This is a genomic window from Streptomyces sp. NPDC005408 (assembly GCF_040606445.1).
Classification (GTDB): domain Bacteria; phylum Actinomycetota; class Actinomycetes; order Streptomycetales; family Streptomycetaceae; genus Streptomyces.
The window spans coordinates 85809-99259 of the sequence record NZ_JBEXEX010000027.1 but is presented as its reverse complement, the minus strand read 5'-3'; the positions used below and the strand labels follow the sequence as shown (position 1 = coordinate 99259).

9 protein-coding genes are annotated in these 13451 nt (G+C 70.2%); 2 read left to right on the top strand and 7 right to left on the bottom strand.

Going from position 1 to position 13451, the window contains the following annotated elements:
- A partial coding sequence (locus tag ABZS64_RS24130; RefSeq protein WP_355833227.1) for a PQQ-binding-like beta-propeller repeat protein occupies nt 1-1419 on the top strand: 1419 nt, incomplete at its 5' end.
- Between the two features lie 27 nt (nt 1420-1446).
- The gene (locus ABZS64_RS24125) at nt 1447-3483 is read left to right on the top strand and encodes a serine/threonine-protein kinase (protein WP_355833224.1); all 2037 of its coding nucleotides are present in this window, start codon (nt 1447-1449) and stop codon (nt 3481-3483) included.
- Between the two features lie 30 nt (nt 3484-3513).
- Here the strand turns inward: ABZS64_RS24125 and ABZS64_RS24120 are convergent, their stop codons facing one another.
- From ABZS64_RS24120 to ABZS64_RS24090, 7 genes are all read right to left on the bottom strand, one after another.
- Entirely contained in the window at nt 3514-5829 is a 2316-nt protein-coding gene (locus tag ABZS64_RS24120; protein WP_355833221.1) for a xanthine dehydrogenase family protein molybdopterin-binding subunit, read from the bottom strand.
- Nucleotides 5826-7136 carry a (2Fe-2S)-binding protein gene (locus tag ABZS64_RS24115; RefSeq protein WP_355833244.1) on the bottom strand — a complete coding sequence of 437 codons (1311 nt, stop codon included), beginning with the start codon at nt 7134-7136 and terminating at the stop codon, nt 5826-5828. Before ABZS64_RS24115 ends, ABZS64_RS24120 begins: the two co-directional genes overlap by 4 nt.
- Nucleotides 7137-7159: 23 nt before the next feature.
- A complete protein-coding gene (locus ABZS64_RS24110; protein WP_355833218.1) occupies nt 7160-8056 on the bottom strand; it encodes an FAD binding domain-containing protein in 897 nt (298 codons plus the stop codon).
- A 285-nt stretch (nt 8057-8341) separates the two neighbouring features.
- Nucleotides 8342-9979 carry a beta-N-acetylhexosaminidase gene (locus ABZS64_RS24105; protein WP_355833213.1) on the bottom strand — a complete coding sequence of 546 codons (1638 nt, stop codon included), beginning with the start codon at nt 9977-9979 and terminating at the stop codon, nt 8342-8344.
- A 3-nt stretch (nt 9980-9982) separates the two neighbouring features.
- A complete protein-coding gene (locus tag ABZS64_RS24100) occupies nt 9983-10858 on the bottom strand; it encodes a carbohydrate ABC transporter permease (RefSeq protein ID WP_355833241.1) in 876 nt (291 codons plus the stop codon).
- Nucleotides 10819-11733: a sugar ABC transporter permease gene (locus ABZS64_RS24095; protein WP_355833238.1), complete on the bottom strand. Its 915-nt coding sequence runs from the start codon at nt 11731-11733 to the stop codon at nt 10819-10821. Before ABZS64_RS24095 ends, ABZS64_RS24100 begins: the two co-directional genes overlap by 40 nt.
- A 323-nt stretch (nt 11734-12056) precedes the next feature.
- Entirely contained in the window at nt 12057-13361 is a 1305-nt protein-coding gene (locus ABZS64_RS24090; protein ID WP_355833210.1) for an extracellular solute-binding protein, read from the bottom strand.
- Nucleotides 13362-13451: the final 90 nt, after the last annotated feature.

Below are 13451 nucleotides of genomic sequence, written 5' to 3'. Positions count from 1 at the left end.
GCCGACCACCTCCCGGACACCCTCCTGGGGGAAATCACCCGCCGGGCCACCGAGGTGTGGCAGCACCAGCCGTACCGCCGGCCGGCACCCGCGGACCATGCCCTCGCCCTCGCCCCGACCGTCGCTTCCACCGCCCCGTCCGGCATGACTCGTCGCAAGATGCTGGCGATCTCGAGCGGCTCGGCACTCGCGGCAGCAGCGGCGGGCGCGGGCGCGTGGTCATGGCTCAAGAGCCCCCGTGGCGGCGCCGCCTCCACGGGTGCCCAGGCGGGCCCTGTGTCCACCGGGAACGCGACATCGGCAGCTCCTTCGCCGGCGGAACCCGCCGACAAGCGTCAGATCTGGCGCAAGAACATCAAGACAAGTCCGCTCCTGCTCGCACCGATGGCGGTCAATGAGATCGTCGCGATGATGACCGACGACGGGCTGATCGGTCTCACTGCCGTGAGCGGGGAGCGGCGCTGGCTCACGGACACCGTGAAGCACCCCCGGCATGTTCGGTTCGATGGGAAAAAGATCTACGCGCTGCTGCCCGGGGGGTCTCACGGGCACCAACTGGCGCTCCACACCGTCGACTCCGCCAGCGGCCGAACCACACCCGCCGCCTCGTTCGCCAAGTGGGACAAGCCTCTACAGGAGGCGGCACTGCTGCAGGTCTCCGGCACCGCGGTCTACCTGATCGCACGGAAGGGCACACCGGCTGATTCGGCCCAGGTGAAGTCCGGCAGCTGGTGTGTCATGGCCGTCGCCCTCGGAACGGGGAAGCAGCTGTGGAGCTTCCCCATTCCCTCGTACGACATGAACAGCCCGGCCGACTTCATGCTGTCCGCCCTGGTCGGGGGCCGCCTGGTCCTCTGCCGAACGGCCAAGGACGCCAAAGCCCTCCAGGTCAGCGCCAGGAACGCGACAACAGGTTCACCGGTGTGGGAGGCGACCGTGGCCAAGGCGGACGCCGACGGCACTCCACTCAGGCCCGGCGTACTCGCCGCGGACGACAGCCATGTGTACGTCGGCGGCGACCTGGTCCAGGCGCTCCGGCTCACCGACGGCAAGGTTGGCTGGACGTTCGGCGAGGGCCGCGCCGCAGGCTCGTACGGCACGCCGGTCCTGAAAAAGGGGATGGTGTACGCGGCCGAGAAGCGCATGGGTGTTGTTGTCCTGTCCGCAGCTGACGGACATTTCCGCTGGGGAACGAAGTCGATCGAGGATCCCGACATCCAGGTTCCACCTGCCGTCGGCAATGACTACATGTTCTTCGTGGGCGAGACCGGCGGACATGCCTCCGAGATCCGCAAGCAGACAGGAACCTGGTCCTTCAAGCCCGGCGCGCCGAGCCTCTGCCTCCACGAGGGCTCCAAACGCCTGATCCTGGCGGACGGCAAGCAGGTCCGGGCCATCCGCTTCGACATCACCTACTGACCGGCCAAGAAGCATAAGGACACGTGAATGAACCCGCTCGGTCCCGGCGATCCGCTCCGACTCGGCCCCTACCGCCTCGTAGGGGTGCTCGGCGCCGGTGGCATGGGCAAGGTCTACTTCGGGCACGACAACGAAGGCAGAGCCGCGGCCATCAAGGTTCTGCTTCCCCAACTCGCCCATGACCAGAACCTGGTGCAGCGTTTCCTTCGCGAGGCCGAAGCCGCGCGTGCCGTCACCGGCCGGGGAGTCGCTCGTGTCCTCGCCGCCCAGACCGAAGGCGGCCGCCCCTGGATCGCGTCGGAGTTCCTCGCCGGGCCCACTCTGGATCAGGCTGTCGCTTCGTACGGGCCGCTTTCCGACCAAGCAGTACGCGCGCTCGCCGCATCACTCGCCCAGGCGCTGCAGAGCATCCACGCCGCCGGCCTCATCCACCGCGACCTCAAGCCGGCGAACATCGTGCTGACCTCTCAAGGTCCTCGCGTCATCGACTTCGGCATCGCCCGGCCGGAGCACGGCCTCACGCTCACAACCACCGGCCAGGTGCCGGTGACCCCGGGCTACGGCGCTCCCGAGCAGGTACTGGGTCACCGCGTCGGGCCCGCGGCGGATGTCTTCTCCCTCGGCGCCGTACTGGCGTACGCAGCGAGCGGCCGACGGGCGTACGACGGTCCTCATGTGGCCGCCGTGCAGTACGAAGTGGTGCACGGGGAGCCGGACCTGAGCCAGGTGCCGGACCAGTTGCGCCCGCTCATCGGCCCCTGCATGACGAAGGACCCCGCCTTCCGGCCGGCCCCGGAGCAGATCCGTACGGCCTTCGCACCGCCGCGGCGGGCCGAACGGATCTGGCAGCAGGGGCCTTTGGCCACTGACATCCAGCAACGGGAAACCGGGGCACGCCAGTTGGCCACCCTCCCGGGCACGGCGGTGACACCATCCCCGGATCGCCGCCGGTTCCTGACCGGGCTCGCCACCGGAGCAGCGGTGCTGGTGGCAGGAGGAGGCACCGCCGCCTGGCTGCTGAGCGGCGACGAATCGGACGGCAAACCGGGACGGACCTCATCCTCGTCGAAGGGTGGCACGGGCAGACCCGCCGGAACTCGGATGTGGGGTCCCCTTCCGGCCGCGGACCCCTGGAGCCCACCCGCACGGACCGTCGGTGACGTTCTGGTCTTCGGAGCGAAGGACGGCGGTCTCGTCGCATACGGCGCGACCGACGGCAAGAAGAAGTGGGAGGCTGTGAACATCACCCCGTCGTCCGAATTCCCCGTACTCCCCAATGGCCTGCTCCTGGCCGCGGACGCCGGCGGGAAGGTGTACGCCCTCAGTCCGTCCACCGGCAAGGAGCAGTGGACCGCGGACGTCGGCGCCGCCGTACTCCTCGCGGTGAACGAGTCGGCCTTCTTCTTCGTGACCCGGGACAAGAAGATCCGGGCGGTGGATACGACCACCCGAAGGGTTCTGTGGACCGTCGCCTCGTCATTCGAATCCGGCTATGCCACAGCTTCGAAGAGCCGCGTGGTCCTCTACTCGGACAGCGGCAAGGTCACCGCACTCGATGCCGGTTCGGGCAACAAGGTCTGGGACCGAAACGCCGTGGGTGACGTTTCCGCGGTACCGGCGATCCATGGCGACACGGTCGTGCTCGGCGGCAAGTCACTGAAGATGGTCGGGCTCAAGGACGGCAAGGACGTGTGGTCCGTCCCTTCCACGTCAGCATCAGGTCTGTTCTGGTGGGGCTCGGCCACGATCGACGGCAAGCACCTCTACGCGATCGACGGCTCGATACTCCACTGCCGTCGCCTGAGCGACGGCGCGAAGGTCTGGGCAAAGGAACTGAAGGCTCCCAACATCTCCTACTACGCCCCTCAGATCCTGGGCGACTATGTCTGCGAGGTGACGGGCAAGGACCCCAAGTCGTTCGACGCCGTGGCACTCCACAAGGCGACGGGCAAGCCCGCCTGGAGCCACGCTCAGCGCACCGTCAAGTCGCTGAAACTGACGTCGAACGGCAAGCAGCTCTTCCTGCTTCAGGCGGAGAGCGTCACGGCCGTGTCGGGAGGCTGAGGGGGCGCTGCCCGAGCAGCGCCCACGCGGTTACGCGTGGGGAGCAGCCACCGCCGCCTGAGGCCTGATCGGCAGTCTGTTGATCGGTCGTCCCGTTGCCGCCCGCACCGCCGAAGCCACCGCCGCAGGCGATGTGACCACCGGGATCGCGCTTGCCGGCTTTGCGCCGAAGGGGGCCACCACATCGCGCTCCTCGACGAGTTTCACGATGCGAATGTCCGGGGCGTCCAAGGATGTCGGGAGTGCATAGCCCGTCAGGTCCGGGTGGCGGACCAGGCCGCGGGGCGTGCGGAGGTTTTCCGTCAGGGCCGCGCCGACGCCCTGAGTGATGCCCGCTTCGATGCGGGTTGCCAGTTGGGCCGGGTTGAGGATGCGGCCCACGTCCTGGGCGACCGCCATTTCCACCACGCGGATCGAGCCGAGTTCGATGTCGACGTCGACCACCGCGCGGACGGCGCAGAAGGCCATGCCCACGAAGGCGTCGCCCTGGCCCGAGTCGTCGAGGGGCTCGGTCGGGTGGGGGCGGCACTGGGCCGTTGCCCAGAGTTCCTTGCCGTCCATCGCCTCGGTGACCGTCGTCGACAGGACACCGTCGTACGACGTGATCTTGCCGTCGGTGATCTGGAGCAGCTCCGTGGACATGCCGAACTTGTGGGCCAGGGGCTGCAGGAGCTGGGTGCGGACCATCTTCGCTGCGCGCTCCACCGCGCCGCCCGAGACCCAGGTGTGGCGGCCGTGGGCCGCCGGGCCCGCCGGGGGCTGGTCCGTGTCGACCGAGGCGACGTGGACCTCTTCGAGGCCGAGCGTCTCCTGGACGATCTGGCGGGCCAGGGTGGAGAAGCCCTGGCCGGTCTCGACGGCAGCGCAGATCACCGTGGCGACACCGTCGTGGACCTTGACCGTCGCCGTGGAGACCTCGTCGGTGCCCTCCGCACCGAGCATGTGGACCATGCCCAGCGCGTAGCCGACGCCGCGGCGGATCGCGCCCGGCTCGCCCGCGCCCTCCGGGCCGCCGGGAAGGAGCCAGGCCTCTTCCGGGGTGTCCTTGGGGAGGGTGGGGAGGGGGAAGTCCCGTACGGCCTGCAGGAGTTCGGCGACGGGCGCGGGGCAGGTGACCGTCTGGCCCGTGGGGAGGATGTCCCCCGTCGCCAGCGCGTTGCGCAGGCGCAGGTCCACGGGGTCGATGCCGAGCTTGCCCGCAAGCTTGTCCATCTGGGCCTCGTACGCCGCGCACACCTGCATCGCTCCCTCGCCGCGCACATGGCCGGAGGGAGGGTTGTTCGTACGGACCGCCCAGCCCTCGATGAAGGCGTGCGGGACGACGTACGGGCCGCAGGCGAAGGCGACCGCGGCGGCGAGGGACTCGGACGAGGCGTCGGCGTACGCGCCCGCGTCGAGGAGGAGTTGGGCCTCGACCTTGACCAGGTGGCCCTCGGCGTCCGCGTGGTGGCGGTAGCGCAGCAGGGTCGGGTGGCGGTGGGCGTGGCCGAGGAAGGACTCCTCGCGGGTCGCCGTCAGTTTGACCGGGCAGCCGGTCTTCAACGCCAGCAGGCCCAGCGGAAGTTGGAAGCCGGGGTCCTCGCGGTCGCCCGTCGCTCCAGGGACTCCGGTGACCACGACCTTCACCCGGTCCGGCTCCAGGCCGAAGCACGCGGCCGCAAGGTCGCGGTCCGTGTGGGGGTCGGTCGACGCGGCGTACAGCTCGACGCCGCCGTCGGGGCGCGGGACGGCCAGCCCGGCCTCGGCTCCGATGGGAGCCGGGTCCTGGCGGCCGATGCGGTAGAGGCCCTCGACGATCACTTCGCCCGTCGCGTCCGGGTCGCCGTAGCGCAGCGGGATGTGGCGGATGAGATTGCCGTCGGGGTGCAGGGGTTCGGCGGCGAAGGCCTTCTCGGGGTCGGTGACCGGGTCGAGTACTTCGTACTCGACTGCGATCGCCGCGGCCGCGAGGCGTGCCGTGTCGGGGTGGTCCGCAGCGACGGCCGCGATTGCCTCGCCGTGGTGGCGGACGATGTCGGAGGCGAAGACAGGACGGTCGGCGATACGCCTGCCATAGGACGAATCGCCCGGGATGTCCTTGTGTGTCACCACGGCTCGTACGCCGGGCATCTCCAGGGCCGCGGACGTGTCGATCGAGCCGATACGCGCGTGGGGGTGCGGGGAGCGCAGGATCGCCGCCCACAACAGGCCCTCGGCCCACAGGTCGGCGGCGTACGGGAACGTGCCCTCGGTCTTGGCGCGGGCGTCGGCCGGTGGGAGCGACGCGCCGAGTCCGTGGGCGGGCGGCTCGGGCTGGCCGGAGTCGACCGTCCGGGGCGTCGCAGTGGTGGCCGCGTCGTTGCTCACGCCATGCCTCCGTCGTGCGGGTGGGGCTGCACACTACCTGCACCGGGGGGCGCCTGGTGCGGGATGCGGGCTTCCTCACTCGCCTCGGCGGCGGCCGCGGCGCTCGCGGCGCGCTCGGCGACCACTTCGCGTACGGCGTCGAGGACGCCCCGGTAGCCGGAGCAGCGGCAGAGGTTGCCGCAGAGGGCCTGACGGGTCTCGAGCTCCGTGGGGGCATGGTTGCCCTCCAGGAGGTCGTGGACGGTCATGGCCATACCCGGGATACAGAAGCCACATTGGACCGCGCCGCAGCCCGCCAGGGCGCGCTGGACGTCGGAGGGCTCACCGTCGGCGGCGAGGCCCTCGACGGTGCGGACCTCGGAGCCCGCGGCGGTCGCGGCCGGGACCAGACAGGAGGCGACCAGACGGCCGTCGACCTGGACGTTGCAGGCACCGCACTCGCCTTGCGAGCAGCCGTCCTTGGCGCCTGCGAGGCCGAGGCGCTCGCGCAGCACGTAGAGCAGGGACTCGCCGATCCATGCGTCGGTGACGGGGCGGTCCGTGCCGTTGACGCGCAGCACGTAGGAGGTGGGCGGGTGTTCGTCACTGCCGGTGGAGGAACTGGGGGCCGCGGTCTCCTGCTCCGGCTCCGGCTCCGGGGCCTCCGGCGTCGCCCCTGCGGGCTTGTCGGGGGTCTGCGCGGGCCCGGGCCCCTCGTCCGCCGCGGCGGGCTCAGCGGCCGTCGCCCAGGGCGCGGTCGCACCGCCCGGCAGCGTCGCCGGGGCGTCGGGAGACGGCGCCCACGGGGCGGGGGCTCCGCCCGGCAGGGTGGCGGGCGCGGTGCCCCACTGGGACCGCAGCGCGGATGTCGTGAACTCGCCGGACTCCTCCGGCAGATCGCCGTCCGCCACCGGGATCGTCCACTGGCCGGTCAGCTCGGAGGCCGCCGGAACGGGCGCGGGTTCGGCCTCGGTGAAGGTCCACTGACCCGTGGCCTGCCGGTCGACATGCCCGGTGGGAGGGGAAGGGGACGGGGACTCGGGCTCCGGCCACTGCACCGTCGTCGGCTCGCCCGTCGGCTGGTGCACGGCCCAGCTGCCCGTCGCTCCCGGATCGGCCGCGGCGGCGGGCGGCAACGGCGTGATCAGCGGAGGTACGTAGCCGTGCCCCGGCGCTTCGAGCGGCGCGGCGTCCAGCAGGCCTTCGGGCGGCAGCTGCAGGAAGGCCGTGGCCTCGGCGTCGTACTCACCGCCGTGCGGAATCGGCTGCCAGCCGCCCTGCTCCGGCGGGAGCTCGCGAGGGAACTCGTGCGACTGTTCGTGTCGCAGTTCCTGCGGATTCTCCTCATTGCTCACGACAGCGCCCTCCCCAGTGCACGTCGGGCCAGCGCGGCGACCGTGCGCCGCAGATGCAGTACGGCGGGCGGCAGTACGGGCTGTTCCTCGCCCTGCGCGGCCGGCGCGGGATCCGGAATGCATGCAGCCGCGACGTACTCGCCGAAGGCCGCCAGGGCCTCGCTCGCGAGGCCCCTCTCGCCGTCCCAGTCGATGAGCGACGCGATCCACCGCTCGGCCTCCAGCGGCCGCAGCGGCATCGGCGCGATCGCGCCCACCGCGCAGCGCACCCCGCGCCGCGCCGGGTCGAGGACGACCGCGACGGACGCGCCTGCACGGCCCGGTCCGGTGCGGCCCGTGGCCTTGACGAAGACCTGCGGTGCATGCAGCAGCGGTACGCGTACGAAGCCGATCAGCTCGGCGGGGGCGAGCATCTCGCGGCCCGCCAGCAGGTGGGACACGGGAATCTCGCGGCGTGTGCCGCCGGGGCCCGCGATCACCAGGTCCGCCTCCAGGGCGGCCAGCACGGGCAGCGTGTCACCGGTCGGGGCCGAGGTGGCGATATTGCCGCCCAGCGTGCCCGCGTTACGGATCTGGGGCGGGCCCGCAGCGCGCGCGGACGCGGCCAGTGCGGGAATGAGGGCAGCGAAGTCGGGACGCCCCATCCGGGCGTGGGTCAGTCCGGCGCCGAGCAGCGCGTGTCCGTCCTGGTAGCGCCAGCCGCGGATCTCGCTGATGCGGCCGAGGCCGACGAGACCGGCCGGGCGGAGCTGCCCTTTGTTGACGGCGGCCATGAGGTCCGTGCCGCCCGCGACAGGCACGGCGGCGGGCATGGCGGTGAGCGCCGCCACGGCCTCGTCGAGCGAAGCCGGCAGCGTCACCGACTGCCCCGCCTGCGGTGCGTGCGTGGTCACCCAGCTGCCCCTTCCCGGTGTCCCGGCTGTCCCGCCTGTGTTGCCGTACCGTACGTGCTCACAGCCCGGACGTGGCAACTCTGGCACATCTTCCGAGCCGACCGACGAGAGGGTCCGCGAAGGGCACATCCGTCCTGGATGTACCGGCTCGCGACGTTGGTCCGAATTAGAACACCGTCGGCGCCACATGCGGATTGCCACTCGGCGACCGATGTGCGACTTATTCCTTACACGGTTCAACCGTCCCAGGGCAGTGGGCGCGGGGGATGCGACTTCCGGCCGGGCTCACACGTTTGGGGGCGCACCCTCGATCGGGCGTCCGATGCTGCCTTTCATTCCTTTGGGGGCGGGCCGCTTCTGCCACGGCAACGGGCCCCCGGGCGGCCGGTAGTCGACGCCGAGCGCGTCAAGGCGCTTGTAGTGGGCGGTCATTCGCCGTTCGAAATCCGCGAAGTCACGTTCGGCGGGAGCGGGGAGGGTGGACCAGGCGACCTCGGCGAAGGCGGCGAGCCTCGGGAAGACCTGGTAGTCGACACGGGAACGGTCCTGCATCACCTCGGTCCAGACATTGGCCTGCGTACCGAGGATGTGCGCGGCTGCCTCCGGCGACAGGACAGGGGGCACGGGCTCGAAACGGTAGACGTCCTCAAGGGTGCGTACGTATCCGATGGGCATCGGCTCGTCCGGGCCGCCGTGCTGGCGGTGGTCCAAGTACACCTGCTGCTCGGGGCACATGACGACGTCGTGTCCTGCCTCGGCGGCGGCGATACCGCCGGCGTATCCACGCCAGGAGGAGACGGCGGCGCCGGGGGCGAGGCCGCCCTCCAGGATCTCGTCCCAGCCGATGAGGCGGCGGCCGCGCTCGGCGAGCCAGGTGTCGAAGTGCCGGATGAACCAGGACTGGAGCTCGTCCTCGTCCTTCAGCCCGAGCTCCTTGATGCGTGCCTGGGCGGCCGGGGACGCCTTCCACTGGTCCTTGGGGCACTCGTCGCCGCCGATGTGGACGAAGGCCGAGGGGAAGAGGCCGAGCAGCTCCTCGAAGACGCCCTCGTAGAAGCGCAGGGTGTTGTCAGTGGGGGCGAGTACGTTCGGATTGACGCCCCAGGTGTCCCACACGGAGAGGGAGGTCGTATCGATGACGTCGGTGTTGCCGAGTTCCGGGTACGCGGCGATGGCGGCCTGCGAGTGGCCGGGGATGTCGATCTCGGGGACGACGGTGATATGCCGCTCGGCGGCGTACGCCACGATCTCGCGGATGTCGTCCTGGGTGTAGTAACCGCCGTGCGGCCGCTCGTCCCAGAGCTCCGATGCGCGATGGCCGTATTTGGTGCGTGCGCGCCAGGCTCCGACCTCGGTGAGCTTCGGGTGGCGCTTGATCTCGATGCGCCAGCCCTGGTCGTCGGTGAGGTGGACGTGGAAGACGTTGAGCTTGTGGGCGGCGAGGAGATCGAGATAGCGCAGGACGTCGTCCTTGGGCATGAAGTGCCGTGAGACGTCGAGCATGAGGCCGCGCCAGGCGAAGCGGGGGCTGTCCTCGATGGTCTGGTGGGCGATGCCGTACGCCGTCTCCGGGGCGACCGGTGCGCTGCGGAAGGCTGCCGGGCCGAGCAGCTGACGCAGCGTCTGGGCGCCCCAGAAGACGCCCGCGCCGCTGCCGCCGCGGATCTCGACGCCCCAGCTCTGGACGACGTCCAGCCGGTACGCCTCGGGCTCCAGGCTGTCGTCGACGACGAGGGTGACCGAGTTCTGGGCACGCTCCTCGCCCGGCGCCAGCGGCAGGCCGAGCGCCGCGCCGAGCGTGGAGCGCAGCCAGCGCTCGGTGGTCTCGGTGCCGGGACCCGCGTACAGCGTGGTGCCGCGGTCCGGCAGGAACCCGCAGCGGGACGGGCCATCGATGCTCGAAGGGGCCGGAATGAGATCCATCGGTCAGTCCTTCACCGCGCCGCCCAGGCCGGAGACCAGGCGTCGCTGTACGAGTACGAAGAAGACGAGCACCGGCACGGTCATCACGGTAGACGCCGCCATGATTCCGCCCCAGTCGTTCTCGTCCGGTTTGAAGAAGACCAGCAGCGCCATCGGCAGCGTCGACTGCGAGGTGTCGCTGATGATGAAGGACTTGGCGAACAGGAAGTCGTTCCATGTCGAGATGAACGAGAACACGCTCGTCGCCACAAGCCCGGGGAAGACCAACGGAAAGAGGATCTGCCACATAAACCGGGTCCGGCTCGCGCCGTCGATGTACGCCGCCTCCTCGAGCGCCTCCGGGACGGCCTTGACGAAGCCCCGCAGCATCCAGATCGCGAACGGCAACGAGAAGGCGATGTGCGGCAGGATCAGCGAGCCGAGGGTGTTCAGCTGACCGAAGTCCCGCATCAGGAAGAACAGCGGGATCGTCAGCGCCTCGATCGGCACCATCTGCGCGACGAGAAACATGATCAGCAGGGTCGTGCGGAACCGGAAACGGAACCGGGTGACCGCCGTCGCCGCCAGGAAGGCGATCAGTGCGGAGGCGACGACGACCACGCCTGCGACAAACAAACTGTTGAGGAAATACCGGCCGAATTCCTGCTGTTCGAAGACGCGGTGGAAGGAGTCGAGCGAGGGGGAAAGCGTCCAGGGGCGCGCCTCGGTCGACTGGATCTCGCCCGCCGGTTTGAGCGCGGAGAGCACCATCCAGTACAGCGGGAAGGCGACGACGACAGCGATGACGAGCGCCGATGCCTCGGCGGCCAGGCGCCAGGGGCGGTAGATGCGGGGCAGGCTCACAGCTCTTCTCCCTGGCGTCGCAGCAGTCGCAGATATACGAGGGTGACGGCAAGCAGAATCAGCAGCATCACGACGCCGATGGCAGAGCCCAGGCTGTACTGGGACGAGGCGAAGGCCTTCTGATAGGCGTACACATTGAGCACGAGATTCTGTCCTGCGATGCCTCCGCCGTTCGTCATCACGTAAATCTGCGTGAAGACCTTGAAGTCCCAGATGATCGACTGGATGGTGACCACCACGAGAATGGGGCGCAGCATCGGGGCCGTGACAGAGCGCCAGATCCGCCACTGCGAGGCGCCGTCGAGAGAGGCGGCCTCCAGGACTTCGGAGGGAATTGCCTTGATGCCCGCGTAGACGGTGACCATCACGAAGGGGAACGAGCACCAGACGACTTCGAGGAGGACGAGCGCGAAGGCGCTGTATCGCCCGTACGTCCAGGAGAAGTCGCCGAGGCCGAGTAGCCGGTTGACCGGTCCGTAATCCGGGTCGAAGAGGAACACCCAGACCGTGGAGCCGGTGATGGCGGGGGTGGCCCAGGCGCCGAGGGCGGCGAGCATCAGGGCGAGGCGGGGGACGGCCCGTACGCGCGTGAGCAGAACGGCGAGGGCGCAGCCGACGGTCAGGGTGGCGAGGACGCAGGCCGCGGCGAAGGCGAGGGTGGCGAGCAGGACCTGCCAGAACTGACTGTCGGCGAAGAGGGTCCGGTAGTTGCCGAGCCCCTGGAAGGTGGTTGGCTCGCCGCCGCTGACCTGGGCCTGGGTGTACTCCAGGAAGGAGATCAGGCCGAGCTGGTAGATGGGATAGACGAGCAGCCCGCCGAGCACGACGAGCGCGGGCGCGAGGTAGACCCACGGAGCCCAGCCCCCGCGCCGCCCCCGTGAACGCCGGGTGGCCTTCGGCCTGTTGGCCACCCCCGCCGGCGGGTGGGCCGTGGCAGCCCCGGCCTGCGTGGGGACAGCCCCGCGGGGGGCACCGGGGCCGTCGGAGGCCGCCCCGTCAGGCGCGCCCGGGCCGCCGGCCGACACCTCGGCCCCGCCGGCATGGGCAGCCGCCCCGCAGCGCGGGCCCCGGCCGTCCGACGCACCCAACTCGCCCGCAGGCGCCGGGAACCCTGCCGACGCGCCCGGGCCGTCCGGTCCGCCGACTGGTGCAGCCGAGCCGCCACGCAGGCCCGGGCCGCTGCCCGAACCGTCCGGGGCGTTCCGCCCCGTGTTCGTACCGTTCGTCATCGCGTTCAGCCCGCGGCAGCGAACGCCGCGTCCATCTTCTTGGCCGCGTCGTCCGATGCCGCCGCCACGTCCTTCTTGCCGCTCACGATCTCCTGGAACATCGTCGGCAGCACCAGCGACGCGTCGATCTGGCCCCAGCCCGGTGACGCCGGGACGAACTTCGTACCCGCGCCCAGCGTCTTGACGAAGGGACCGACGAACGGCTCCTTCTTCGCAACCTCCGACCGGACATCCGTGTACGTCGGCAGGAAGCCCATCGCGTCGAAGAGCTTGCGCTGCGTCTCCTTGCCCGCGAACTGCTTCATCAGGTCCACCGCCAGCGTGCGGTGCGAACTGCTCTTCAGTACGCCGATGTTGTTGCCGCCCGCGAAGGCCGGAGCGATCGAGCCCGCATCCCGGCCCGGCAGCGGCACGACCGCGTACTTGCCCTTCACCGAGCCCGCCTCCACCGCCTGGTGGCTGAAGTCGCCGCCGATCGCCATCGCCGCCTTGCCGGAGGCGAACGCGGTCACGGTCGCGTTGCCGCCCATCGAGGCGCACTTCGCGGCCGGGCAGTTGTCGTCGCCGAAGAGCGAGGTGTACGCCGTGATGCCCTTCTGCGCGGCCGGGCTGTTGATGGCCGCCTTGTACGAACCGCCGCTCTCCCCTGCCAGTTCGCCGCCACTGGCCCAGATGAAGGGCATCGCGCCATAGGTGTACGCGCCGCCGACCGCGAGTCCGTAGAGCTCCGGCTTCGCCTTGTGGATCTTCTTGGCGGTGGCGATCAGCTCGTCCTGGGTATTGGGGGCCGCGATCCCCAGTTCCTTGAAGACGTCAGTGCGGTAGTACAGCGCGCGGACGCCGACGAAGAGCGGCGCCCCGTAGATCTTGCCGCCGACTGTGACCGAGGTGCGCGCGGTCGGGTCGGTGTCCTTGGCCTCGGCCCAGCCGGCGAACTCCGCGCTGACGTCGGCGAGTCCGCCGTCCTTCACATACCCGGCCGTGTCGGTGTTGCCGTACTCGATCAGATCCGGTGCGCTCTTGGGGTCGTTGAACGCGGCCTTGATGCGCTGGGCGCGTGTCTCGACGGGTATGTACTCGACCTCGACCTTCGCGTCCTTGTGCGCCGCGCGGAATGCGGCGACAGCACCGTCGACGACCTGCTCCTTGGGCTTGTTGTTGACCTCCTGGAACAGCCAGACGCGCAGGGTGCCGCTCTTGTCGTCCTTCGTGGCGCTGTTGTCGGAGGTCTGGGGGGCGCAGGCGGTGGCGGTGAGGCCCGCCAGCACAAGTGCCGCGGCCGGGGCGGCAATTCGGGCGATCAGCTTCATGCGTGGTCCCCTACGAGTAGGCATTGCAACATATGCAACGCTCGTTTCGTTCTGCACAACACGCTGGAGGCTAAAGCCGCGCAAACAACC

Excerpts from the sequence above, each read along its gene's own strand:
- ABZS64_RS24125 (WP_355833224.1), top strand. The coding sequence starts at position 1,447 with ATGAACCCGCTCGGTCCCGGCGATCCGCTCCGACTCGGCCCCTACCGC.
- ABZS64_RS24105 (WP_355833213.1), bottom strand. The coding sequence starts at position 9,979 with ATGGATCTCATTCCGGCCCCTTCGAGCATCGATGGCCCGTCCCGCTGC.
- ABZS64_RS24090 (WP_355833210.1), bottom strand. The coding sequence starts at position 13,361 with ATGAAGCTGATCGCCCGAATTGCCGCCCCGGCCGCGGCACTTGTGCTG.